This window comes from Xenorhabdus santafensis (genome assembly GCF_033949405.1).
Classification (GTDB): domain Bacteria; phylum Pseudomonadota; class Gammaproteobacteria; order Enterobacterales; family Enterobacteriaceae; genus Xenorhabdus; species Xenorhabdus santafensis.
Genome location: NZ_VCDN01000012.1, coordinates 127,039 through 150,934, shown reverse-complemented (window position 1 = coordinate 150,934; position 23,896 = coordinate 127,039). Strand labels below are relative to the sequence as shown.

Sequence of the window (23,896 nt, the reverse complement as noted above, 5' to 3'; positions counted from 1 at the left end):
CTTTTTCAGATGTCCTTATTAAACTTTACTGATGCAAGCATACTGCTCGCACCTGAGTTCGTTATTTTTTGCCTCGGGATAGCGGCAGATTCTCACCTGACCATCCGGCAATCCCTTCTTTCAGGGAGTAAACTTGCTCAAAACCGAAACGCACCAGATTTTCAGCTGGCGTTCTCGATTCCATCCCATTCGCTGACACAACAATGACAGGCTGTTTTTTATGTTTTTCCAACTCACCCAGATTATTGTCTTTAATCTCAGATGGCGTCAGGTTAACGGAACCAATGATATGCCCTCTGCGGAAATCGTCACGGGAGCGTAAATCCACGACGACAGCATCTTCCTTGTTGATAAAATGAATAGCTTGTGCACGGGTGATCTCTTTACTCTTGGAGAACACACTTTTCACCGTCATGACAATGACAGCCACCAGCAATGCAATCCAGGCAAGGCTCAGGATCGTGTTCCGGCTAATAAATTGCATGATTTCTTGCAGCATGGAGGGCAACAACTCCCGTTAGTTAATAACAAATATCTAAGGTAGCAGAGTATACCTGTGTGTTGCGTCAATTACAGCCAATTAGCACCAACACTATGCACATTTGTGCAGATTTTGCGGAGAGTTTCGAGAAAAAACAAAAAATCTGCTAACAATCACGGGGTTGTGATGCAATATCAAAATATTTCATGCAACACTAAGACCAAAGCAGGATCTTCGACAATAAATGAACTAAATTAACTAAAACTTATATTAATGATAAAAAACAGGTTGTTCTCTGGTCAGGTGAGATTCCTCATGAAATAATCGAGCACTATATGGCTATATAGCAGCAAGGTATTCAATAAGATGGCTGAAAATAAGGATTTGAAGAGCCGCAGTAGTCGGCATAAACAATATCAGTGGCAGAATAAAAGCAGAATATCGCTGCTTTGTGCCTTGTTGTTTGCTTTTTTCAGCTTAAGTGCAAGTACCTTCGCAAATCAGATTTCAGATAATAAGAACCAACTGAAGGATATTCAGCAGGATATTGCCGAGAAAGAAAAAAGCGTAAAACTACAGCAAAAACAACGCACTAATTTACTCAGTCAATTAAAGGAACAAGAAGGCATTATCTCAGAAGTAGGACGTTCACTACACACTACACAAGCTCGCCTGAACAAGCTGGGAAATGAAGTTTCATCACTGGATGCAAATATCAAGCGCCTGCAAACGCAACAAAAAGAACAGCGACAATTACTTGCCAAACAATTGAATGCCGCATTCCGGCAAGGAAATCACCAAGGATTAGAATTGTTGCTCAATAGGCAAGATACTCAACGTAAAGAACGCATTCTTGCTTATTACAGTTACTTAAATCAGGCCCGGCAGGAAACTATCGCCAAATTACAGCAAACAACCATAGAGCTTAACCAGCAAAAAAAGTTGCAGCTACAAAAGCAAAGTGAACAAAAAGAGATACTCATAAGCAAAAAACAACAAAAGCAACAAATGGAAGTGGCCCGTACAGCCAGACAGAAGACGTTAACTGTTTTGGAATCTTCACTGAAAAAAGATCAGCAGAGCCTGACAGAGCTTCGACAAAACGAAATCAGTCTGAGAAATAAAATTGCCAAAGCTGAACGGGAAGCCAAAGCTCGCGCTGAACGGGAAGCTCGTGAAGCCGCCCGTGTTCGCGCTCAAGTTGCCGCGAAGCAGAAGCAAGCTAAACAAAAAGGTTCCAGTTACAAACCGACAGAAGATGAGCGCGCCTTGATGGCCAGAACAGGAGGACTTGGGCGTCCGGCTGGGCAAGCCGTTTGGCCAGTCCGCGGTCGTGTCATTCATAATTTTGGCGACACAATACAAGGGGAACTACGCTGGAAAGGAATCGTTATCTCTGCGGCTGAGGGAACCGAAGTGAAGGCTATTTCTGATGGGCGTGTACTATTGGCAGACTGGCTACAAGGCTATGGCTTGGTTGTCGTTATTGAACACGGTAAAGGTGATATGAGCATTTACGGTTACAATCAAAGTACGCTGGTCAAAGTTGGTCAACAGGTTCGGGCAGGCCAGCCAATTGCATTGGTCGGTAACAGTGGTGGACAGCAACAACCTTCCCTGTACTTTGAAATTCGTCGTCAAGGACGGGCTGTTAATCCATTGCCGTGGTTAGGAAAATAAGGGACAAGAAAAAGATAGGATGAATATTCTAATGGTGAAGGTGCAAAACCGGTCAATCAAGCGTACCAGTCCGTTCATGCTGTGGTTGTGGATATTTTCATTCTTCACCTTATTGTTTATCAACCTAAATGCCCAAGCGGCTCGTTTAGCCATTGTTATTGATGATGTTGGCTATCGCGTTAATGAAGAAACTAAAATATTGCAAATGCCCACTGCGATTTCTATCGCAATCCTTCCTGATTCGCCACACGGCAGAAAAATGGCAGAAAAAGCGCATCAGCAGGGACGGGAAATTTTGATCCACCTGCCGATGGCGCCACTGAGTAAACAACCTTTGGAAAAAAATACTCTGCATCCCGCCATGAGCCGAGAAGAAATTGAACGTATCATCCAACATGCCATACAGAAGGTTCCCCATGCAGTGGGCATGAATAACCATATGGGCAGCGCAATGACATCTAATCTCGCGGGCATGGAGAAAGTGATGCAGGTGTTATCGAACCATCACCTATATTTTCTGGATAGTGTGACTATCGGTAATACCCAAGCTACCAAAGCAGCGATGGGAACATCAGTTCCAGTGATCCGCCGGAATGTTTTTTTGGATAATGTCCAAACTGAGGCAGAAACACGGCATCAGCTCAATCGTGCGATGACTCTTGCACGCAAGCAAGGTTTTGCCATCGCCATCGGGCATCCACACCCAACAACCATCCGGGCTTTACAGCAAACACTGGCGACATTACCCAGCGACATTGAGTTAGTTACCCCCGGCATGTTACTCGCCCCAATACCGACAAGTAGAAATGACAAGCAGACGGCCCTCAAGTGTATAAAGCATCAGGGAGCAAAACCAGCGCCTAGGACTCCAATGGATTATCTCAAGATGGCAGCAAACGCGCTGACGAATAATGTCATCGTGAATACCTTCAATCAGCAAATTCAAAATGTATTGGGCAAGCTCCCAGAACAAACAGCACCAGATAACCGACCAGAAAACGCTAAAACAGACGCCTCTAAAAAGACAGGCGCCTGTTCCGGCTTTTAGCTATTTGACTTTTAGCTAGTTAAACTCAGATTACATTCACTCATTAATCCCAATTCAGGATAACTTTGCCAGATTGCCCTGACCGCATGATATCAAAGCCTTTTTGGTAGTCATCAATTGAAAGCTGGTGAGTAATAATTGGTGTCAGATCTAAACCAGATTGGATCAAGGCTGCCATTTTGTACCATGTTTCGAACATTTCACGCCCATAGATGCCTTTGATAAATAGGCCCTTGAAAATGACCTGATTCCAATCTATTGCCATATCTGAAGGTGGAATGCCTAACAAAGCAATGCGTCCGCCGTGGTTCATGGCATTGAGCAGTGAACGAAATGCAGGCGGTGCACCCGACATTTCCAGCCCAACATCAAAACCTTCCGTCATGCCCAGTTCATGCATCACATCAGTCAAATTTTCTTTACTGACATTCACAGCTCGGGTTACACCCATTTTACGAGCCAGTTCAAGTCGGTATTCATTGACATCCGTGATGACAACATGGCGGGCACCTACATGCTTACATACTGCTGCTGCCATAATACCGATAGGGCCAGCTCCGGATACCAGAACATCCTCCCCAACCAAATCAAAAGACAGGGCTGTATGTACGGCATTACCGAACGGATCAAAAATAGCTGCCAGCTCATCAGGAATATTGTCTGGAATTTTGAAAGCATTAAATGCAGGGATCACCAGATATTCAGCGAAGGCTCCCGCTCGGTTTACACCGACACCTGTAGTATTGCGGCACAAGTGAGTTCTTCCACCCCGGCAGTTACGACAATGACCACAGGTAATATGACCTTCACCCGATACACGATCGCCAATCTTGAACCCTTTCACTTCCTGGCCAATCGCAACCACTTCCCCGACATACTCATGCCCGACGACCATCGGAACAGGAATCGTTTTTTGAGACCAGTCATCCCAGTTATAGATGTGAACATCCGTCCCGCAAATGGCAGTTTTGCGGATTTTAATCATCACATCATTGTGCCCAAGTTCTGGTTTGGGCACATCTGTCATCCAAATCCCTTCTTCTGACTTCAATTTTGACAGTGCTTTCATAGGGATACCTTAGGCAATGACGTTCAGTTTTTTGCCAATGCGTGTAAATGCAGCGACTACATGTTCAATTTGTTCTTCTGTATGGGCTGCTGAGATTTGAGTTCGGATACGAGCCTGACCTTTAGGAACAACCGGATAGAAGAAACCAATCACATAGATGCCTTCTTTCAGCAATTCAGCCGCGAATTCCTGTGCCAGTTTCGCATCCCCCAGCATGACAGGAATAATGGCATGATCAGCCCCCGCCAAAGTAAAGCCTGCGGCAGTCATTTTTTCACGGAATAAATTTGCATTTTTCCAAAGGCGTTCGCGCAGATCATCACCATTCTTCAGCATATCCAGAACCTTAATGGATGCCGAAACAATAGCGGGAGCCAAAGAGTTTGAGAACAAATAAGGACGTGAACGTTGGCGAAGCCACTCTACAACTTCTTTACGTGCTGCTGTGTAGCCACCAGATGCTCCACCCAGCGCCTTGCCGAGTGTACCAGTGATAATATCAACGCGTCCCATGACATCACAATATTCATGCGTGCCACGACCATTTTTACCAACAAATCCAACCGCATGTGAATCATCAACCATGACCAGTGCGCCGAATTCATCAGCCAGATCACAGATGGATTTCAGGTCAGCAATGACGCCGTCCATAGAGAATACGCCGTCAGTTGCGATCACTATATTTTGCGCCCCCTCAGCTTTTGCCTTCTCCAGCTGCGTTCTTAATTCCTGCATATCGTTATTGGCATAGCGATAACGTTTTGCTTTGCACAGACGGACGCCATCAATGATGGAAGCGTGGTTCAAGGCATCAGAGATAATCGCATCTTCCGGCCCAAACAAAGTTTCAAATAAACCGCCGTTCGCATCAAAGCATGATGAGTACAGAATGGCATCTTCCATACCCAAAAATTCAGCTATCTTATTTTCTAATTCTTTATGGGAGTCTTGTGTACCACAGATAAAACGGACAGAAGCCATACCGAAACCGTGGCTATCCATTCCTGCTTTTGCGGCCGCGATCAGGTCAGGATGATTGGCCAAGCCTAAGTAGTTGTTGGCACAAAAATTAATGACTTGGTTACCCTCAGTAACAGAAATATTGGCATTCTGGGCAGAAGTGATAATACGTTCACTTTTGAATAACCCTTCGGAACGGGTTTGCTCTAATTGTTCATTAATTTTCTGGTAAAACGACGCTGACATTTTTCTCTCCTGAGTACCTAATAAAGTGAAAGGCGGATGTATTTTACTGATAGATCCTGCCAGTGACGACACAACGGGAAAGATAATATCAACTTTGTAAGGCTGATCACGGCTCAGAAACTGCTATCCGATAATGTTTCAGGATATTCCCCTGTTTAACCAGCTGTCGTCAGTAGGGTTAAGTGGTATTATACGCCCCCAAAGATATACCCGATAAAATTCTCATTGCGGCCGGAAGCGCAGTTACTTGAAAGGCGACAGCTATAGGGTATAAAGTGAACAGACTATTTAGAGGTGAGCCAAATGATTATTGTCACTGGTGGCGCAGGGTTTATTGGCAGCAATATTGTCAAGGCACTGAATGATGAAGGCTATAAGGATATTCTGGTTGTTGATAACCTGAAAGACGGCACAAAATTTGTCAATTTGGTTGATTTGGATATCACCGATTACATGGATAAGGAAGATTTTATCGCCAGTATCGTTGCAGGTGACGATTTAGGTGACATTGATGCCATCTTCCATGAAGGTGCTTGCTCATCCACAACAGAGTGGGATGGTAAGTATATGATGGACAATAATTACCAATATTCCAAAGACGTACTGCATTATTGCCTTGAGCGTGACATTCCGTTCCTGTATGCCTCTTCTGCTGCAACTTACGGTGGCCGCAGTGATAATTTCATTGAGGAGCGTCAGTACGAAAAACCCCTCAATGTTTATGGCTATTCCAAGTTCCTGTTTGACCAGTATGTCCGTGATATTTTACCTCACGCCAATTCCCAAATCTGTGGCTTCCGTTATTTCAACGTGTATGGGCCTCGCGAAGGGCATAAAGGCGGCATGGCGAGTGTTGCTTTTCATTTAAACAACCAAATTCACCAAGGGCAAAATCCAAAACTCTTTGCAGGTAGCGAAAATTTCCGCCGCGATTTTATCTACGTGGGTGATGTTGCTGCTGTTAACTTGTGGTTCTGGAAAAACAGCGTTTCCGGTATTTTTAACTGCGGCACTGGCCGGGCAGAATCTTTTCAAGCTGTTGCTGATGCTGTCACGGAATTCCATAAAGAGAAATCCCCGGAGCTAGAATACATTGATTTCCCGGAAAAATTAAAAGGCCGCTACCAGAGTTTTACTCAAGCTGATTTGACAAAACTTCGGGCTGCTGGTTACGAAAAACCATTCAAGACCGTTGCCGAAGGTGTCGCTGAATATATGCAATGGCTCAATCAGGATAATTAATCGACTTCTATGAAGATATTGGTGATCGGCCCATCATGGGTAGGTGACATGATGATGTCACAAAGCCTCTACCGCACGTTGAAAGCTTTGTACCCCAATGCAGAAATTGATGTGATGGCACCCGCATGGTGCCGTCCATTACTGGCAAAAATGCCGGAAGTGAATCAGGCATTAGCCATGCCACTTGGTCATGGCGTCCTTGCTTTAGGGGAACGCCGCCGGCTTGGCGTCACATTACGGGAAAGTAAATACGACCGAGCCTATGTACTGCCCAATTCATTCAAATCTGCGCTGGTGCCTTTCTTCGCCAATATCCCACTGCGCACAGGCTGGCGCGGTGAAATGCGTTATGGATTGCTGAATGACGTCCGGATATTGAATAAAAGCGCTTTCCCTCTGATGGTTCAACGCTATGCAGCTCTCGCGTATGAAGGGAAGAAAATTCGTGGTGCCGAAGATCTTCCTCAACCACTGTTATGGCCACAGTTGAGTGTTAATGACGAAGAGATTGCAGAATCAACCACCGCATTCAATATTGCTGATCATCGCCCGATTATTGGCTTTTGCCCGGGAGCTGAATTCGGCCCAGCCAAACGCTGGCCACATTATCATTATGCCGCTCTGGCCGAACAATTAATCGCCCAAGGCTATCAAATATTGCTGTTTGGCTCTGCCAAAGATAATCAAGCAGGGGAAGATATTCGTGCACTGTTAGGCGATGATGCCCGTGAAGAATGTCTCAATCTGGCAGGGAAGACATCACTTGAACAAGCCGTTAATATCATCGCAGCCTGTGATGCAATCGTCACGAATGATTCGGGTTTGATGCATATTGCGGCAGCATTAAACCGTCCTTTAGTCGCGTTATATGGCCCAAGTAGCCCAGATTTTACGCCTCCGCTCTCCGATAAAGCCGAAGTGATTCGCCTGATCACGGGATACCATAAAATCAGGAAAGGTGACCACGACGGTGGTTATCACCAAAGCTTGATAGATATTCAACCCGAGATGGTTTTAGCTTCGTTAGACAAATTATTACAGCCGGAGAACCAGGATTAATGCGTGTTTTAGTGGTAAAAACATCTTCAATGGGGGATGTGTTGCATACTCTGCCGGCATTAACTGATGCAAGAAAACAGTTTCCTGATATTCAATTTGATTGGGTGGTCGAAGAAGGATTTGCGCAAATTCCGACTTGGCACGATGCTGTAGAAAACGTCATTCCTGTCGCCATTCGCCGTTGGCGAAAAAATTGGTTCAGAAAAGATATTCGCCAAGAGCGAGCTCAATTCCGACAAAAATTACAGCGGCACCAATATGACGCAATCATTGATGCACAAGGGCTGCTAAAAAGTGCCTTTCTGGTAACTCGGCTGGCGAACGGCCCGAAACACGGTTATGACAGAAAAAGCATCCGAGAACCCCTTGCAAGTTTCTTCTACGATAATTGCCATGCTGTCAGCAAACAACAACATGCAGTTGAGCGCATTCGAATTTTGTTTGCTGAAAGCCTGGGTTATAAAAAACCATTAGAGCAAGGTGATTACGGCATCGCCCGCCACTTTCTGAACCCAAAAACAGGCAACCAAAGCGACTATTTGGTATTTCTCCACGCAACAACTCGCGATGAAAAACATTGGCCTGAAAATCACTGGCGGCAACTTATCGCAGAGATTGAATCAACAGGCATGCGAATCAAACTGCCGTGGGGCGCAGAACATGAGCACCAACGAGCAATCCGATTAGCCGAAGGATTTTCCCATGTTGATATATTGCCGAAATTGACGCTTGCTGAAGTCGCTCAAGTCCTTGCGGATGCAAAAGCGGTGGTATCCGTTGATACCGGGTTGAGTCATCTGACTGCGGCACTTGATCGGCCCAACATTACGCTATTCGGGCCGACAGATCCGGGACTGATTGGGGGATACGGGAAAGAGCAGCATCCTTTGAAGTCCGTGGATTGCACGATGCAGGGTGTTGCTCCATTGGAGGTTAGCTGCTGGTTGAAAGATAAATTAAAAAAGCACCTTCCCTAGTGGGAATATTTCACACCATCGATTTTTATATTCAAAAGTTGGATTACCCAGAGAGTAACGCATGGTTTTATCGCCTTGTTGACACCATGCCTTTGCTTCCTGAATATTCACCCACATCATTTAGTTCATGCGATTAGCTTCATATTTAAGAACACGTTTAATAATAGAAGCTCAGTTTATGACCTGCATGTGGCGCATGTTGATTGCAATGAACTAAAGTAGACATAAAAATAACTTATTTATCAGCCAGCATAGAAGCTAGTTTACTTGGGTAGATGTTAATAAACTTATGTTTGGTGTCCATGGCAGATTTGAACCAGCACAAATTTACAGTTGAGGGATTTTAAAAATTAACTCTCTGGTAAATCAATAGGTTAAATAAAAACTCTTAATATTAGTAACCATTATCCCTAGAAAAAAACAGTTATAGGTTCCATCCGTTAATTATTACGAACAGGAAAGGCCTAAGTGACATTTTATACCTTATTTTTGTTAAATGTTTTTTTATGAAACACTCGAATACAAAGATATAAACCAAAGAGCTGAGCCTGTCGGTAAGAGCGATCACAATCACAACTATTCATTTGTTATAAAAGATCACATATTCTTTTGTTTAAAATATTAACACATGTATAATCGCATGTTTTATACCGCTATAAAACAGTATACTCTATGAATTTAATGAAAAAAACATCATACAAATACATTTTGACCATTCTTTCAGTATTTAGTTTATCTTACCTATTGAATCTCTTTATTTTTCAAAAAGATTCAAGCATTCCTCACTTATCAACGTTTGCTCTACTCTTATCAATTTTATTTTTAATTAAGGAAAAGAATAAGATTCTGATTGGCATTGGTAGTTTACTGCTTTTTTTCCTAATTATTCAAACAAACTATGCTCTTATTTTTGGTGAAAGAGTATCAGTATCAGTTCTAGATTCTTTTATTGAAACAAATAAAGAAGAATCGTTATCTATGGCTGGACATTTATTTTTTATAATGTTATTGCCGTCTTTATTAGTTACAATAGTTTTATTTTATTTAATAAGAAAAAAAACAAAAAACATTCAGTACCATTTGGCGTTTAAAATATTACCTATATTTATTTTTATCACTACACTTTATCTTAGTACATCTGCCGTAGACAAACAATTATTGTCTGACATCCGCGAAGAAGATAAAACAATAGGTCGTTTTATAAGAGATAGATATCCTGCGGTTATTGGTGACTTTGTATATTTATATATTTCAAGCCATTCAAATAATAAATATGCAAATATCAGTGAAATAAGTGAATTTAATAAATCAATAATAGGAAAGAAAAATTCTAATATTAATGTTGTTATCTTAATAATGGGTGAATCATCATTATCGACACATTATAGCGCATATGGATACAAACTAAACACAACACCAAATATGGCTCATATATTTTCTTCCAATGGAGGATGTATAATAAATAATGCACATTCTAGCGCACCAATAACAAGAAATTCTGTTTCTATGTCCCTTGCTTTTCACGACCCTGAAAGCGAAGAAAATTTATTTAAGAACAAATCAATAATAGATATGGCTAAATCAAATGGCTATAAAACGTATTGGTTGGGGTCTCAAGAATTAAATGGCTTACATTCATCTAAGTATGGTTTTATTGCGAAAAAATCTGATGTAATAAAACTTACAAATTTTAAAGACGACAACCTAGCCTCTCTATTAGATACAGCTCTCTTAGATAAAGAAGGAAAAAAATTCATTGTAATTCATTTGCATGGTAGTCATATGCCTTATAATAATTACGATGACACAGATAAAATAGCACTACCTAATGCTAATAACTATGACTTAACTATCCATCATACAGATAGAGTTATAAAGAGAATATACGATGTAATTGATAAAAAAAGTATTAATTATTCTCTGATATATACATCTGATCATGGGGAAATTGTTAATAAGGGACATGGTTATCAAAAAGGCAGAGATCAATATCTTGTACCATTTATGTACAAATCAAATAGTCAGCATTTTGGCTGCCAATTTATAGAATCATTCCGAAATAAAGATGGCTACCTTAGCGGATTAATGAATAAGTATATATTATCAAACCTTATTGGCTATGATATCAATCCATTAACCCTAAGCATAGAAAGAGATAATGATAGAGTGTTAACAGCAGACGAATCCGTTTTGCTATTTTCACAAATAGAGTAAAAACCTATTGCTGCCCACCTGCAAAGCAGGTGGATTCAATACTACACCCTAAAAGGGGGTTACTGATGGTTATGAGGCTGTAATTTAAATTATTATTGGATTCGAATATAAATCATCTTTGGCGGTAGAATTACGTAAGAAGTTAACGCCTCCAGCAGGTGAAACAAAGCCATGCTGGAGTAATTTACTAAACTGGAAATATCTTCTTTACTGATTCAGCAATAATATCATCAATATCTTTATTTTCATGTAACTTTCCATGCGTTGCTAATATCTGAATTGCTTCATCATATCCAGGCTCCCACAATTTTTTATTTGATTTAAAATCCTGGTAAATTGCAATTAGCGGCTTTTTATATGCTGCAGATATATGAACAATAGATGTATCAGGCGATATAATAAGATCCGCGTGTGATATAAGAGATATGGTATGATGTAATGACTCAGATTGGTATTTATATACATCAGAAAATTCAGCTATATCAATTTTATCCTCATGATCCAAAAAAACCATACTGATATCTTTATAGCTATTCCTTAATTTTTCCGTTATTTTCTTAAGTTGAACTATAGATAAACAACGTTCAGCATCTCCTGCGAAAGAGTTTATAACTATTATTTTTTTTGATTTTAATCTTAATTCATTAATAAATTTTTTTATTTTAATATTTATTTCATTTGGATAATATAACTCATAATTAAAATCACCAACGTTTTTATTCAAGAAATGCATTATTTCTCTAGATGTCAGCTTCACATGATTTTCATTAAAATCAAACTGTATATTTTTAGTATAGCAGTTTAACCATTTTTCCTTATTAAACCCAACTACATTTTTTGCATTAATTTGTTTAAACAAATTTAATCTGTGAATAGGAGTATCAAACAAAGACGTATCAATGACAAGGTCATAATTGTTACTTTTTAGAACATTTATTGTTTCTGACGGTATATTATGAAAATAATTTTTTATAAAAGATGGAGTATCAATATTATCAGCAAGATAAACATCTCTAACATAGGGGTTATACTTTAATATAATACTATTGGTCACCGTTGCCAGTACATCAACCTGATACCCTGATTTACTCAATTCTCTCAGCAAGATAGTATCAACTATCATATCGCCAATTTTTCCCTCATTTCGTAATAACAGTACAGACTTGATGATATTAATATCAAGAGCATTCTTCCTGTTTTTATCCCATATAAATTTCGCAACAATTAATCGCACATAATATCTCAAATCTTTCATTAGATAGTTTCGTTTGCGATTCCAAGCTCTTAATGTTGAAAATCTTTTCTTTTTCATTATGTTCTTCTAAATTAATTTATTAATAGTGAGGGTGTATTAAATATCAACTAATCTACAGTTATATTTTAAACAAAAAAACACCCTTAACTAAATAATGTTAATTACATTTGAAGATAATTTATTTTCCATAATAAAATCAAGAGATTAACTATAATGCAATTCGTCCATGAATCTTAATTTCTCTTCCTTTATGTTACTAAATAGCTAATGAAGGATAAAATCACCGCTCGTATATTAGCTGGTAATACTCTGCCAACGTCATCCCTTGAGTCTGTGGCTTCAAAAACTCAAATAATCCTTCCAAATCCTGATACAACTGTTCTATACGTTCTTCATTCTGAAAAGTCGGGCTTCCACCCGGCATAAATTCAGATGAATGCAGCATAAATTCAACATAATCACTGCCAGATGCTAACGTTTTCTGAACCACTTCTTTCATTTGTTCTAAGTTTCCACCTTTTGGACGCAGCCAATTGACCGATGGTGAACGCTGTTTACCCCGCAAGTGATCATATTTTTGCTTAATAAAATTCATAAACGGAGAGTGCTTATATTGAATGCTCATTGGCACTTGCAGCAGAGAAGAATCGCCGTCTTTGGAAATATCCTGAAGATCCATAAAATAAGCATGGGTTGGAAAACGGCTATAATCGGTTCCTCCCTTTCCGCTAGGGTCACCTTTAGTTAAGCTCCAATTAACCTTTGGAGTCACAGAACAATCTACCTGATAACCATATTCGAGCAACAATTGTGCATAGTATTCATTGAAAGCCCAACGACCAGCACGATGACTTAGCATTTTAGTTTGAAGTTTTTCTTCCAGCAGATTGGTCATTAGCGCTATTTTTGCCTTGATTTGCTCTTTCGGATATTCAATCAAATAAGGCTTATAATGCATGTCGTCATCCGTGAGAGGAACAATGGGAGGACTATTCCATGCATGCAAATGCATGCCAATTTCTCCCGTATTTTTGGCAATCACATCTTTAGCAAATTCGATGTAACTATCATCCATTGCCATTTCATAGTTGGTTAACCAAACAGGCTTGAACCCAAAACACTCGCAGAGATTTTGAAATCTTGGTAGATAACGCGTATTTTTTGTCGAAATGTTTTCGCGGTTCTGCCACAGATCATCACCTTCGGTGTCGATCGTGATAATAAAAGCAGGTAATGACATTGATATACACCAAAATGTGATAATAATAGTTGCCTTAATGGTACGCATAGCCGATAAATAGCGCAATTAGAGAAAGGCAGCTATCTGATAAAATGTAAGCGCTATCCAGCACAAACACTTTGTCAAAGTTAACATTGGAAGTTCACGAAGATTAGCGCGTTATGATTTTCACATTAAGATCACCATTTACACAGATATTCTAAAGAACTCGGCATATGGTTTCAAAAAACAAAAAAATTAAACGAATTTTGGTGATAAAACTGCAACATCATGGCGATATGTTACTGATAACTCCCGTTATCAGCACACTCGCCTTCCACTATCCAGATGCCAAAATTGATGTACTGCTTTATCAAGAAACGCTCCCCATGCTGGAAAACTCAAAAGATATTTCCCGTATTTTTTCGATAGACAGAAAATGGAAACAATTAGGCACAAGAAAAAAATTATCCCATGAGTGGGCGTTACTAAAAGCATTACGGCAGCAACACTATGATTTAGTAGTTAATATTGCTGATCAATGGCGAGGGGCCTTTATCACTCGTTTCACTGGCGCACCAACGCGTCTGGCCCTTGATTTCCCAAAAAGACAAAATTGGAAATGGCGCTTTTTTCATACTGACGTTGCCTCTACCGATGACCATGATTCTCTGCATACGGTAGAACAAAACCTTTCTATCCTGAAACCGTTGCAACTTCCTTCCCTTATTACCAAAGTAACAATGAGTTATGATAGTGAAGATTTACGTTGGGTAAATAAGACACTTGCTGAGCATAATTTTTCAGAAAAATATATCGTTATCCAACCTACGTCCCGATGGTTCTTCAAATGTTGGGATGAAAAGAAAATGGCAGAAGTGATCACTTCACTATTGAATGACGGGCATAATATTATTATCACTTCTGGGCCAGATGAGCGCGAATTGGAGATGGTGAAAACCATTCTTTCATATTGCCATGATAATAAAGAAAAGATCCTCTCTCTTGCAGGAAGCTTAACTTTACCTAAACTTGCCGCTCTGATTAACCAAGCTAAACTATTTATTGGCGTAGACTCAGTCCCTATGCATATGGCTGCTGCGTTAAAAACACCTTGTATAGCATTATTTGGCCCATCTAAACTAACATTCTGGAAACCTTGGGAATCTATTGGCGAAGTCATTTGGGCCGGTGACTACGGCACTATTCCTCATCCAGACGACATAAAAACTCACACAAATGAACGTTATTTAGATCTTATCCCCGTAGATGCCGTCATTTCAGCAGCAAGGAAATATATTTCATGAAGCCATTGCGGTTAGCTATTGTTCGCCAAAAATATCGCCCGGATGGCGGGGCTGAACGTTTTATTTCTAGGGCTCTGGAAGCACTGGAACACGAGCAGCTGGAGCTCAATGTCATTACACGTTCCTGGTTGGGAGAAAATAACCCTAATTGGCGTATCCATCTATGCGACCCGATTAAATATGGCAGAATCAGTCGCGAAAAAGGTTTTGCCAAATCAGCGCGAAAATTATGGCAACAAGAACAGTTTGATTTAGTTCAGAGCCATGAACGCATTGCGGGTTGCGATATTTACCGGGCCGGAGATGGCGTACATAAACGTTGGTTGCTCCAACGCGCGCGTATTCTGCCAGCATGGAAAGCAAAATGGCTGTTAAACGATAGGTATCACCGCTATGTGATGAATGCAGAAGCAGAAATGTATGCAGATCCTGCATTAAAAAAGGTGATTTGTAATGCCGAAATGATCAAAAAAGAAATTATCGACGAATTTGGCGTAGCCGAAGATAAAATCGCCGTCATCTATAATTCAATTGATAACACAAAATTTTTTCCTGCCGATGAACAATTGCGTTTGCAACTCAGACAACAATATCAAATCCCTTTCACTGCCCAATGCTTGATTTATGTCGGTTCTGGATTTGAACGAAAAGGGCTATCCGCAGCCATTCAAACCGTGGCAAAAACAGAGAGCTATTTATTAGTCATAGGCAAAGACAAAGAACAGAAAAAATATCAGGAAATGGCAAAAACACTGGGGTGTGATCAGCGTATCCGGTTTATGGGATTGCAAAAAAATACCTTACCTTTTTATCAGCTGTCTGATGCTTTATTGTTACCAACACTCTACGATCCATTTCCCAATGTCGTTTTGGAAGCGATGGCTTGTGGGTTGCCTGTCATTACGAGTACAACCTGCGGAGGAGCAGAGTTTATCACCGAAGGGAAGAACGGTTTTATCTGCGATGCCCTTGATATTACAAAATTAAGAGATGCAGTCTATGGTATCCCTGATAATATATTTGGAACAGATATGTCTATTGCGGCCAGAAACCAAATAATGACAGTCACTCCTGAAAATTTGTCTCGACAGTTAACTGAACTTTATCAACGAGTTTTAGCATAGTGAAAGAACACATTCTTTTTATTATTGATGGATTGCCCGGCGGCGGAGCTGAAAACGTTACACTTCGCCTCGCGTCTGGTTTGAATAAATCGGGCTATCAAATTTCATTACTTTCACTCAATACTCAGTTGGATTACATCATACCTGAAGGGATTCATTACATTGTAAGCGTTGATAATTACCAAGGGCCATTGAGAAAACTTAAAGAGATCAGCCGCAGAGCGAAAGAAATGGATAAAGTTTTGCTTGAGCTTTTCCAGCAAAAAGGCAAACCTGCTCTTGTGATTTCTAATCTTCATAAAACTGACCGTATTGTTGTTAAATCAAAAAAATTAAAAGAATGCAACGTATGGCATTGTATTCATGGTATTTTTTCTCAATCATATTTAAGCAATAAAAGCGGGTTTTCATATTGGATAAAAAAAGAAAAAATAAAAAAAGTTTATGAGAATAGAAAGCTCGTCTGTGTCTCCAATGCAGTTGGTGACGACCTACTAAAAAATATTTCGATACAACCCCAGAAGATAAAAACCATCTATAATCCTTTTGATTTTACTGAAATAAGAGAAAAGGCATCAGAAAAAAACCCGTATCATGGCTTGGACTACATACTGCATGTGGGTCGTTTTCATCAAGTAAAACGTCAGGATAGGCTAATCGATGCATTTGCTAAGGCTAAACTTCCATGTAAGTTGCTCATTGTGGGACAGGGTTCCAAGACAATGGAAGAACAGCTCAAAATGAAAATTCATGAACATAAGTTAGATGATAAAGTCATTTTGGCGGGTTTCCACGCCAACCCACACCCCATCATCAATGGTGCAAAAGCAGTTGTTATCAGTTCAGATAGTGAGGGGTTACCAACGGTCTTAATTGAAGCGTTAATTTGCCATACCCCTATCGTCAGTACTGATTGCCCCGGAGGGGTCAGGGAAATAATGGCTGGCGAGTTGAAACAATATTTGTCCGCACTCGATTCCGATGCTTTGGCAGAAAAAATGCAACTCGTTTACGATTCGCCACCACAAATTACAGATGAGATGTATGACAAGTTTGATGCACGCTATATACAGAAACAATATATTGAATTAATAGAGGAATAGCCAAGCGTTGCTTGGTTATGGCTAACTAGGGTTGCATTTTACACACTTTCTTCAAGTCAATGTGATATTATACCCGCAGTCTATGTCAGTGAATTTGATAGAATGTTGCTTCGTTTATATCAGGTACTTCTCTACCTTATCCAGCCAATTATCTGGTTACGTCTGCTGCTGCGCAGCCGCAAATCCCCTGCGTACCGTAAACGCTGGGGAGAACGTTATGGCTTTTGCGCCAAGAAAGTGACTCCTGGGGGAATTTTACTTCACTCCGTTTCTGTTGGAGAAACACTGGCCGCCATTCCGTTAGTGCGGATCTTGCGGCATCATTACCCTTTTTTACCCATTACTATCACCACCATGACGCCAACAGGCTCTGAAAGGGTTCTCTCTGCGCTTGGTGCTGATGTTAACCATGTATATCTTCCCTACGATTTACCGGGTTCAATGAACCGGTTTCTGGATAACATCAACCCGAAGTTGGTGATCATTATGGAAACCGAACTGTGGCCCAATCTGATTACACAATTGCACCAGCGTGAAATTCCTCTGGTTATCGCCAATGCCCGCTTATCTGCCCGTTCGGCTGCGGGATACCAGAAAATTAACGGATTTATCAAAACAATCTTAAATAAAATAACCCTAATCGCTGCGCAAAATCAGGAAGATGGTGAACGTTTTATCGAGCTCGGTTTAAGGCGTTCCCAACTGTCTGTGACAGGGAGTCTTAAATTTGACATTTCCGTTACGCCGGAGTTGGCAGCAAAAGCACTCACATTACGCCGGCAATGGGCTCCTCACCGTCCGGTATGGATAGCAACCAGCACTCATGATGGCGAAGAGAGCATTATTCTGGAAGCCCACTGCAAACTGCTCAAGCAATTTCCTGAACTGTTGCTGATTTTAGTTCCTCGCCATCCTGAACGTTTCGGCAAAGCCGCAGAGTTAACACAAAAAGCCGGATTGAACTCGATCTTGAGAAGTACCGGAACGGTCCCTGATGCCAATGTACAAGTCGTTATCGGTGATACCATGGGTGAGCTCATGCTCCTGTATGGTATCGCTGACTTAGCTTTTGTCGGTGGCAGCTTGATAGAACGTGGTGGCCATAACCCATTGGAAGCAGCAGCGCATGCTATCCCGGTGATTATGGGGCCGCATACATTCAATTTTAAAGATATCTGTGCCAAGTTGGACAAAGCTGATGGGCTTATTACTGTCACCGATAGCCAATCGTTAAATTCAGCCATTTATAGCCTGCTGACCGATGAAGACTATCGCCGCTATTATGGGCATCATGCCGCAGAAGTACTGCACGAAAATCAGGGAGCTCTTCAGCGCTTACTAAAACTACTGGAACCTTATCTCCCGCCAAGGAGCCATTGATGAGTGCCAAAAAACGTCTGTCAGTGGTCATGATTGCCAAAAACTCAGCCGATTTGATTGCAGATTGTCTGCTTTCCGTAAGTTGGGCTGATGAAATCATTGTGTTGGATTCCGGCAGTACAGATGCAACCTGTCAAATAGCCAGTGAGATGGGGGCAAAAGTTTACACCAATACACAATGGCCCGGTTTTGGTCGCCAACGACAGCTAGCGCAATCCTATGCCAGCGGCGATTATGTTTTTATGATCGATACCGACGAACGCGTGACGCCAGAGTTAAGAACATCCATCGAGCACATTCTGGCCGCTCAGGATGCTGATTCGGATAACAGCAAGAAAGTTTATAGTTGTGCCCGCCTCAATCTGTTTATGGGGCGATTCATGAAGCACAGCGGTTGGTACCCTGATAAAGTTATTCGCCTCTATCGCCGCGAACATTACCAATATAATGACAATCAAGTTCATGAATCCCTTGATACTCAAGGTGCGGCCATCGTGACATTAAAAGGTGATTTGCGTCATTTAACCTGCCGCAACCTGATGGAGTTTCAGCAAAAACAGTTAAATTATGCGAGGGATTGGGCAAAACATCGTTATGAGCAAGGCAGAAAAACCCATTATTTTTCGATCATAAGCCATACTTTAGGTGCATTTTTCAAAACCTGGCTGTTAAGAGCGGGGTTTCTTGATGGCAAGCAAGGGCTAATATTGGCAGTCGTAAATGCTCAGTATACATTCAATAAATATGCTGCACTTTGGGAACTGACTCAAACAAAGAGTAAAAAACGATGAAAAGAAAAGCGATTTATCCCGGCACCTTTGATCCCATCACTTACGGTCACCTTGATATCGTCACCCGCTCCGCAAACATGTTTGATCATGTTTTACTGGCCATCGCCAATAGCGACAGAAAAAAACCGATGTTCAATCTGGAAGAGCGTGTTGCTTTAGCAAAAGAAGTCACAGATCATCTGGAGAATGTCGAAGTGGTCGGGTTTAGTGAACTCATGGCTAATTTTGCCAAAAAAGAACAAGCGACCATTTTGATTCGTGGCGTGCGCTCTGTTTCTGATTTTGAGTATGAATGCCAGCTTGCCAATATGAACCGCCACTTTACACCAGAATTGGAAAGTGTCTTTTTATTGCCATCCCAGAATCTGTCTTTTGTCTCATCATCCTTAATCAAAGATGTTGCATACCATGGTGGCGACGTCTCATCCTTCCTGCCTAAGCCTGTTAAACAAGCAATGCTGCAAAAATTAGGCAAATGATACGGCTGGTTATTGGGGGCAATTTTGGTTCTTATTATCAGCCCCTATATAACTAATGCTGACACTGGCGGCAAAAAAACGTACTACGCTGCCCCAACTTTATACTCTCAATCTTTTCACCACACTGCGGACAAAGTTCACCTTTTTTGCCGTAGACAAACAATTCCTGAGCAAAGTATCCCGGCTTACCGTCAGATTGCAGAAAATCTTTCAGTGTCGTTCCGCCTTGTTCAATGGAACGGCGCAAAATTTGCTTGATAGTTTCAGCCAATAAATAGGCTTCTTGTTGTGTCAGTGAACTCACGGGGCGTTCGGGTAGGATACGTGCAACGAACAAGGCTTCGTTGGCATAAATATTTCCGACACCAACGACAACTTTATTATCCATCAACCAAGGCTTGATGGCGGTTTTTTTATTGCGGGAAAGAGAATACAGATATTCACCATCAAACAGCTCAGAAAGGGGTTCTGGGCCTAAGTGAGCCAGTACAGAACACTCATCCAGATTATCACTCCATAGCCATGCGCCAAAACGCCGGGGGTCGGTATAACGGAGAATTTTACCATCAGCCATAACCAAATCGACGTGATCATGTTTTTCCGGCAGAAGTTCATTCAACAAAATGCGCAAACTCCCAGACATTCCCAAATGAATAATTATCCATCCTTCTGGCAGTTCAAGAAGCAAATACTTTGCCCGTCGCTGAACGCTGAGAACCGGCCTCTCCGAGAGTTTCATGATCTGTTCAGAAACAGGCCAGCGTAAACGCGAATTTCTGACCTCGACATATTGAATGACATTACCAACCAAGTGAGGCTCGATTCCCCTCCTGCTGGTTTCCACCTCTGGCAATTCCGGCATACCGACTCCTTGAATAAATTATCTACAACATTACATCTAGGCAGATAACAATACCGTTTTCATGTATTATTTGCAGCCAGATTTGATGGACATAGAAAAGTAGATATTTATTGAGACAATTTTTCTGTCATCACACCCGTAATCAGTTTTGCACGTTGATCCCAGTTAAAGCGTTCTGCAATTAATTGTTGAGAATGAGCAACTTTGGCTGTCAGTTCAACAGGATGATGAATCAACCATCGGATCTGTTCAGCAAAACTTTCTGCATTTTCGCTATCAGCAAAATTGACGGCTCTTTCATCGACGGCATCTCGAATGGAAGGGAGATCAGAAATAACAACAGGTTTACCCATTGCCATATATTCAAAAAGTTTGAGAGGCGATGTATAGCGGCTGCCGATACTGGTTCTTGTCAGTGGCAAAACACAAATATCATTATCAGCAATAATCTGAAAGCGATTTTTAGGTTGAATAAAACCAAGGAAATTAACTTTATCACTGATGCCAATCTGCTCAGCAGTATGCTTCAATTTTGTGATCTGTTCAGAAGTACCACCTGCAATGTTCAGTACAGCGTCATCAAGGTAAGACATCGCTTTCAACACCGTAGGAACTCCTTTCCAGCGATGTAAACTCCCCAGATACAACACTTGGGTTGGGTGTTTATTTTCCCCGCTAGATAACGATAACGTCTGTTTCACCGACTCAACCGCCAAGATATCAACACCATCAGGAGCCACAACAATCGGTGTTTTGACACCATATTCCTGATAGATATCCTCCTTCAACAACGAAGTCAGGGCAAAAATAACCTGAGAGTTACCGTAAACCCGTTGTTCAATTTTCTTTAATTTTTGATATTTGTGTTGGTTTCGGCGCCTGGTCAGATCATGGGATTCTTTAAATGATTGAGCAAAGACTTCATGGCTTTCAAAGAAATGGGGGATCCCCGGGTGCTTACACAATAAATAATTTGCCATTTTAATGTTGCGGGTAAAAATGGCATCCACTTTATGCGTTTTAAGCCATTTAGTTACCTGAAAATAGAAAAGTTTTTGTGTATTCAGCGGGAAATACCATTTTCTACGAATATTATGTAAAGAAATTAATTCCACAGAAGGTGGCAATGGCCTGCCAATAATCTCCTCTACATGATTTTGTCCTTTGGGCGTAATTAGACAAACATGATGACCCTGACGTGCAAAAGCATCTACATTTTGCAAAATCTGCAATGACGCCACTCGGTAATCAGGCACAGGGTAAGGATCAATATAGGCTATTTTCATTGTTTTTTTATAGCACTCAATAAGCGAATAGCAGAATGTTCCCAAGTATACAGGGACTCAATCCTCTGGCGAGCACATGTGCCCATACGTTTTCCTCTATCTGGCAAGGATAAAAGGCGGTTGACTGCATCAGCAATGGATTTGGCATCACCCGGAGTGACCAAAACACCTGCATTATTCTCATTGCCAACGACTTCAGGTATCCCACCAATATAACTGGCGATCACCGGACGCCCACATGCCATTGCCTCAGCAATAGTAATACCGAATGCTTCATCACCAATACTGGGGAAAATACCCGCATCTCCTGCTGCGTAAAATTCGGATAATTGATCATGATTGACTGATGGATGGAAAACAACCGATTTTTCCAATCGTAGAGCGGAAACCCGTTTTTTCAGCGAAGGCAAATCCTCACCATGACCAATAATCAATAGCTTCACATCCTGTTCCCGCAGCAAAGCCATTGCATCAATAGCCACCTTCATGCCTTTCCAACCCACCAACCTGCCGGCAAAAGTTAGCAAAAATGTTTCTTCACTAATACCCAGTCGTGTTCTGACATCAGTGTCAGCGGGCTTGAATTTATCAATATCTACACCATTATAGATGACTTTTGGAAATCGCTTAAAATGGTGCTGGATCTGCCAGGCATTAAAATGGCTGCATGCAACCCATGCGGATATTTTTTTGCCTAAGATTCGATCCCCTTTAAAAAAACTGGTTCCGCCACTCATATAGCAAAATTTTGTCTGCGAGGTTTTAGGCATCATTCCAGGCCAGAAAAAATCAAAGGGCTTGGTTAAAATCACCCAGTCGAATTCTTCAGCAATCACTGTTTCACGGGCATGGCGGGCAAAAGAGTAACGTTCAACAATGCGTTGAAAACGACGCCCAATATTAATTACCCGTTCTCTGGGAGTAAATGGGAATGTGTGCACATGAATGTTCCGCTCGCCCAATGCAGGCCGAACATCTCCCGTGCCACCGAAAATATGGATTTCATGCCCCGCATCTGTCAATGCTTTAGCCAACTCCCAAACAGCCGTTTGAATTCCGCCATAAGACATCGTAACGGTAACATCGATAAACCCTATTTTCATTTTATTCATTATCCTTTCGTTCACTTTCCAGCAGTCTCTGCACAGAATGCCAAACTTGCTCTACCGTTATTGCTGACATAGTGTCTTGACGAGTTGCCTGCTGATAATCTACCGGATGTTCAATTACCATTAGCCTAGGATGTTGCTGGGGAGCAAGAAAGCGGCCCGGATGGAAGCTATGATACAAAGCAACCATAGGTATCCCCAATGCCCCAGCCAGATGTGTCGTCCCGGTATCCACACCTATGTAGAGATCGAGCTGACTCATGATTGCCGCATTCTGCCGCATTGTCGTTTGACCCGCCAACGACGTACATCTGTGGGATCCCAGTTTTTCAACCAGCGTTTGGGCACTGGCTTCCCCCTCTTTGCTGCCCAACAACAAAATGTGGGCATGCGGATAATCACAATAAATACGCTGGGCAAGTTCGTGAAAATACTCAACAGGCCAATCACGATAGGCTTTAGCCGGAAAACTTTGTAACTGAAAGCCTATCCGCAGTTGTTTAACCAATCCTTGTCGCTGAAGAAAATCTCTGGCGTATTTCTCTTCATGTGGTTTGACACAATACTGCAAACGCCAATCATTGATTTCAACATCCAGCGCATTGACTAATAGTGCTCTTTCCTGCTGCGCTGGCATAAGTTCCAAAGGTTTTGCCACTGTATATTCATTTGATTTTTTCTCAGGAATATCCGAGAAATACATGGTCAGTTTTGCTTTACGCTTGGCATACTGCACCAATGATTTATCGTGACCATAAACCAACGCCAATTCGTACTGCTGACGAGAAAACCACCCACACCATTTGGCCTTTCCTTTTGAAAAAGCCTTCAACTCATTAATCGCATCAATGTGTTCTAGGATTTCTTTTGTTTTTTTATGTGCCAATACATCAATATTGGCTGACGGCCATTTTGCTTTCAATGCACGAATAACCGGCGTTACTAGCAAGGTGTCTCCAAAACGGGCTATATTTATGATCAGAATGTTTTTGGGTTGCATAATAA

22 protein-coding genes are annotated in these 23,896 nt (G+C 41.4%); 12 read left to right on the top strand and 10 right to left on the bottom strand.

The genetic code is table 11. The features are described from left to right. Positions 1-61: 61 nt before the first annotated feature. Complete coding sequence (locus FE392_RS03500) at positions 62-499, bottom strand: rhodanese-like domain-containing protein (RefSeq protein WP_319928839.1); 438 nt, start codon at positions 497-499, stop codon at positions 62-64. Positions 500-847: 348 nt separating this feature from the next. On the opposite strand from FE392_RS03500, the gene envC reads away from it, so the two are divergent. Together envC and FE392_RS03490 are read left to right on the top strand one after the other, a co-directional pair. After that, the gene (gene envC, locus FE392_RS03495) at positions 848-2,161 is read left to right on the top strand and encodes a murein hydrolase activator EnvC (RefSeq protein WP_319928838.1); all 1,314 of its coding nucleotides are present in this window, start codon (positions 848-850) and stop codon (positions 2,159-2,161) included. A gap of 76 nt (positions 2,162-2,237) precedes the next feature. Further along, the gene (locus FE392_RS03490; protein ID WP_319928910.1) at positions 2,238-3,209 is read left to right on the top strand and encodes a divergent polysaccharide deacetylase family protein; all 972 of its coding nucleotides are present in this window, start codon (positions 2,238-2,240) and stop codon (positions 3,207-3,209) included. Positions 3,210-3,252: 43 nt separating this feature from the next. On the opposite strand, the gene tdh is transcribed toward FE392_RS03490, so the two are convergent. Both tdh and kbl read right to left on the bottom strand, forming a co-directional pair. Then, positions 3,253-4,278 (bottom strand): L-threonine 3-dehydrogenase, encoded by a 1,026-nt coding sequence (gene tdh / locus FE392_RS03485; RefSeq protein ID WP_319928837.1) that lies wholly within the window; start codon positions 4,276-4,278, stop codon positions 3,253-3,255. 9 nt (positions 4,279-4,287) lie between these two features. After that, positions 4,288-5,484, bottom strand: a complete 1,197-nt coding sequence (gene kbl, locus FE392_RS03480; protein WP_319928836.1) for a glycine C-acetyltransferase — start codon at positions 5,482-5,484, stop codon at positions 4,288-4,290. 303 nt (positions 5,485-5,787) lie between these two features. Between kbl and rfaD the strand changes: the two genes are divergently transcribed. From rfaD to rfaC, 3 genes are read left to right on the top strand one after another with little or no spacing between them, the layout of a single operon-like run. After that, complete coding sequence (gene rfaD, locus FE392_RS03475; RefSeq protein WP_319928835.1) at positions 5,788-6,726, top strand: ADP-glyceromanno-heptose 6-epimerase; 939 nt, start codon at positions 5,788-5,790, stop codon at positions 6,724-6,726. 9 nt (positions 6,727-6,735) lie between these two features. After that, positions 6,736-7,785 (top strand): ADP-heptose--LPS heptosyltransferase RfaF, encoded by a 1,050-nt coding sequence (rfaF, locus tag FE392_RS03470; protein ID WP_319928834.1) that lies wholly within the window; start codon positions 6,736-6,738, stop codon positions 7,783-7,785. After that, positions 7,785-8,762, top strand: coding sequence for a lipopolysaccharide heptosyltransferase RfaC (gene rfaC, locus FE392_RS03465; RefSeq protein ID WP_319928833.1), 978 nt, complete (start codon positions 7,785-7,787; stop codon positions 8,760-8,762). The genes rfaF and rfaC overlap by 1 nt, the downstream gene beginning before the upstream one ends. Here rfaC and FE392_RS03460 read toward each other — a convergent pair. Beyond that, positions 8,742-8,825, bottom strand: a complete 84-nt coding sequence (locus FE392_RS03460; protein WP_319928909.1) for a hypothetical protein — start codon at positions 8,823-8,825, stop codon at positions 8,742-8,744. The genes rfaC and FE392_RS03460 overlap by 21 nt on opposite strands. A 618-nt stretch (positions 8,826-9,443) precedes the next feature. Between FE392_RS03460 and FE392_RS03455 the strand changes: the two genes are divergently transcribed. Next, on the top strand, positions 9,444-10,976 hold the full coding sequence (locus FE392_RS03455; RefSeq protein WP_319928832.1) for a phosphoethanolamine transferase family protein: 1,533 nt from the start codon (positions 9,444-9,446) through the stop codon (positions 10,974-10,976). Positions 10,977-11,163: 187 nt separating this feature from the next. On the opposite strand, the gene FE392_RS03450 is transcribed toward FE392_RS03455, so the two are convergent. Together FE392_RS03450 and FE392_RS03445 are read right to left on the bottom strand one after the other, a co-directional pair. After that, positions 11,164-12,288, bottom strand: coding sequence for a glycosyltransferase family 9 protein (locus FE392_RS03450; RefSeq protein WP_319928831.1), 1,125 nt, complete (start codon positions 12,286-12,288; stop codon positions 11,164-11,166). Between the two features lie 223 nt (positions 12,289-12,511). Then, positions 12,512-13,471 carry a polysaccharide deacetylase family protein gene (locus FE392_RS03445; protein ID WP_319928830.1) on the bottom strand — a complete coding sequence of 320 codons (960 nt, stop codon included), beginning with the start codon at positions 13,469-13,471 and terminating at the stop codon, positions 12,512-12,514. Positions 13,472-13,686: 215 nt separating this feature from the next. On the opposite strand from FE392_RS03445, the gene rfaQ reads away from it, so the two are divergent. From rfaQ to coaD, 6 genes are all read left to right on the top strand, one after another. Continuing rightward, positions 13,687-14,757 carry a putative lipopolysaccharide heptosyltransferase III gene (gene rfaQ / locus FE392_RS03440; protein ID WP_319928829.1) on the top strand — a complete coding sequence of 357 codons (1,071 nt, stop codon included), beginning with the start codon at positions 13,687-13,689 and terminating at the stop codon, positions 14,755-14,757. Then, on the top strand, positions 14,754-15,881 hold the full coding sequence (locus FE392_RS03435) for a glycosyltransferase family 4 protein (protein ID WP_319928828.1): 1,128 nt from the start codon (positions 14,754-14,756) through the stop codon (positions 15,879-15,881). The genes rfaQ and FE392_RS03435 overlap by 4 nt, the downstream gene beginning before the upstream one ends. Next, positions 15,881-16,984, top strand: coding sequence for a glycosyltransferase (locus FE392_RS03430; protein WP_319928827.1), 1,104 nt, complete (start codon positions 15,881-15,883; stop codon positions 16,982-16,984). Before FE392_RS03435 ends, FE392_RS03430 begins: the two co-directional genes overlap by 1 nt. A gap of 102 nt (positions 16,985-17,086) precedes the next feature. Then, complete coding sequence (waaA, locus tag FE392_RS03425) at positions 17,087-18,364, top strand: lipid IV(A) 3-deoxy-D-manno-octulosonic acid transferase (RefSeq protein ID WP_319928826.1); 1,278 nt, start codon at positions 17,087-17,089, stop codon at positions 18,362-18,364. Beyond that, positions 18,364-19,155, top strand: coding sequence for a glycosyltransferase family 2 protein (locus FE392_RS03420; protein ID WP_319928825.1), 792 nt, complete (start codon positions 18,364-18,366; stop codon positions 19,153-19,155). Before waaA ends, FE392_RS03420 begins: the two co-directional genes overlap by 1 nt. After that, positions 19,152-19,634 (top strand): pantetheine-phosphate adenylyltransferase, encoded by a 483-nt coding sequence (gene coaD / locus FE392_RS03415; protein WP_319928824.1) that lies wholly within the window; start codon positions 19,152-19,154, stop codon positions 19,632-19,634. The genes FE392_RS03420 and coaD overlap by 4 nt, the downstream gene beginning before the upstream one ends. A gap of 52 nt (positions 19,635-19,686) precedes the next feature. Here coaD and mutM read toward each other — a convergent pair whose 3' ends face one another. The 4 genes from mutM to FE392_RS03395 form a co-directional block, all read right to left on the bottom strand. After that, on the bottom strand, positions 19,687-20,496 hold the full coding sequence (gene mutM / locus FE392_RS03410; protein WP_319928823.1) for a bifunctional DNA-formamidopyrimidine glycosylase/DNA-(apurinic or apyrimidinic site) lyase: 810 nt from the start codon (positions 20,494-20,496) through the stop codon (positions 19,687-19,689). 107 nt (positions 20,497-20,603) lie between these two features. Next, the gene (locus FE392_RS03405) at positions 20,604-21,782 is read right to left on the bottom strand and encodes a glycosyltransferase family 4 protein (protein WP_319928822.1); all 1,179 of its coding nucleotides are present in this window, start codon (positions 21,780-21,782) and stop codon (positions 20,604-20,606) included. After that, entirely contained in the window at positions 21,779-22,885 is a 1,107-nt protein-coding gene (locus FE392_RS03400; protein ID WP_319928821.1) for a glycosyltransferase family 4 protein, read from the bottom strand. The genes FE392_RS03405 and FE392_RS03400 overlap by 4 nt, the downstream gene beginning before the upstream one ends. A 1-nt stretch (position 22,886) precedes the next feature. Further along, positions 22,887-23,891: a glycosyltransferase family 9 protein gene (locus tag FE392_RS03395; protein WP_319928820.1), complete on the bottom strand. Its 1,005-nt coding sequence runs from the start codon at positions 23,889-23,891 to the stop codon at positions 22,887-22,889. Positions 23,892-23,896: the final 5 nt, after the last annotated feature.

What these genes read in the sequence shown, in the direction of transcription:
- FE392_RS03500 (WP_319928839.1), bottom strand. Translation starts at nt 499, where the DNA reads ATGCTGCAAGAAATCATGCAATTTATTAGCCGGAACACGATCCTGAGC.
- envC (WP_319928838.1), top strand. Translation starts at nt 848, where the DNA reads ATGGCTGAAAATAAGGATTTGAAGAGCCGCAGTAGTCGGCATAAACAA.
- FE392_RS03490 (WP_319928910.1), top strand. Translation starts at nt 2,238, where the DNA reads ATGCTGTGGTTGTGGATATTTTCATTCTTCACCTTATTGTTTATCAAC.
- tdh (WP_319928837.1), bottom strand. Translation starts at nt 4,278, where the DNA reads ATGAAAGCACTGTCAAAATTGAAGTCAGAAGAAGGGATTTGGATGACA.
- kbl (WP_319928836.1), bottom strand. Translation starts at nt 5,484, where the DNA reads ATGTCAGCGTCGTTTTACCAGAAAATTAATGAACAATTAGAGCAAACC.
- rfaD (WP_319928835.1), top strand. Translation starts at nt 5,788, where the DNA reads ATGATTATTGTCACTGGTGGCGCAGGGTTTATTGGCAGCAATATTGTC.
- rfaF (WP_319928834.1), top strand. Translation starts at nt 6,736, where the DNA reads ATGAAGATATTGGTGATCGGCCCATCATGGGTAGGTGACATGATGATG.
- rfaC (WP_319928833.1), top strand. Translation starts at nt 7,785, where the DNA reads ATGCGTGTTTTAGTGGTAAAAACATCTTCAATGGGGGATGTGTTGCAT.
- FE392_RS03460 (WP_319928909.1), bottom strand. Translation starts at nt 8,825, where the DNA reads ATGCGTTACTCTCTGGGTAATCCAACTTTTGAATATAAAAATCGATGG.
- FE392_RS03455 (WP_319928832.1), top strand. Translation starts at nt 9,444, where the DNA reads ATGAAAAAAACATCATACAAATACATTTTGACCATTCTTTCAGTATTT.
- FE392_RS03450 (WP_319928831.1), bottom strand. Translation starts at nt 12,288, where the DNA reads ATGAAAAAGAAAAGATTTTCAACATTAAGAGCTTGGAATCGCAAACGA.
- FE392_RS03445 (WP_319928830.1), bottom strand. Translation starts at nt 13,471, where the DNA reads ATGTCATTACCTGCTTTTATTATCACGATCGACACCGAAGGTGATGAT.
- rfaQ (WP_319928829.1), top strand. Translation starts at nt 13,687, where the DNA reads ATGGTTTCAAAAAACAAAAAAATTAAACGAATTTTGGTGATAAAACTG.
- FE392_RS03435 (WP_319928828.1), top strand. Translation starts at nt 14,754, where the DNA reads ATGAAGCCATTGCGGTTAGCTATTGTTCGCCAAAAATATCGCCCGGAT.
- waaA (WP_319928826.1), top strand. Translation starts at nt 17,087, where the DNA reads ATGTTGCTTCGTTTATATCAGGTACTTCTCTACCTTATCCAGCCAATT.
- FE392_RS03420 (WP_319928825.1), top strand. Translation starts at nt 18,364, where the DNA reads ATGAGTGCCAAAAAACGTCTGTCAGTGGTCATGATTGCCAAAAACTCA.
- coaD (WP_319928824.1), top strand. Translation starts at nt 19,152, where the DNA reads ATGAAAAGAAAAGCGATTTATCCCGGCACCTTTGATCCCATCACTTAC.
- mutM (WP_319928823.1), bottom strand. Translation starts at nt 20,496, where the DNA reads ATGCCGGAATTGCCAGAGGTGGAAACCAGCAGGAGGGGAATCGAGCCT.
- FE392_RS03405 (WP_319928822.1), bottom strand. Translation starts at nt 21,782, where the DNA reads ATGAAAATAGCCTATATTGATCCTTACCCTGTGCCTGATTACCGAGTG.
- FE392_RS03400 (WP_319928821.1), bottom strand. Translation starts at nt 22,885, where the DNA reads ATGAAAATAGGGTTTATCGATGTTACCGTTACGATGTCTTATGGCGGA.
- FE392_RS03395 (WP_319928820.1), bottom strand. Translation starts at nt 23,891, where the DNA reads ATGCAACCCAAAAACATTCTGATCATAAATATAGCCCGTTTTGGAGAC.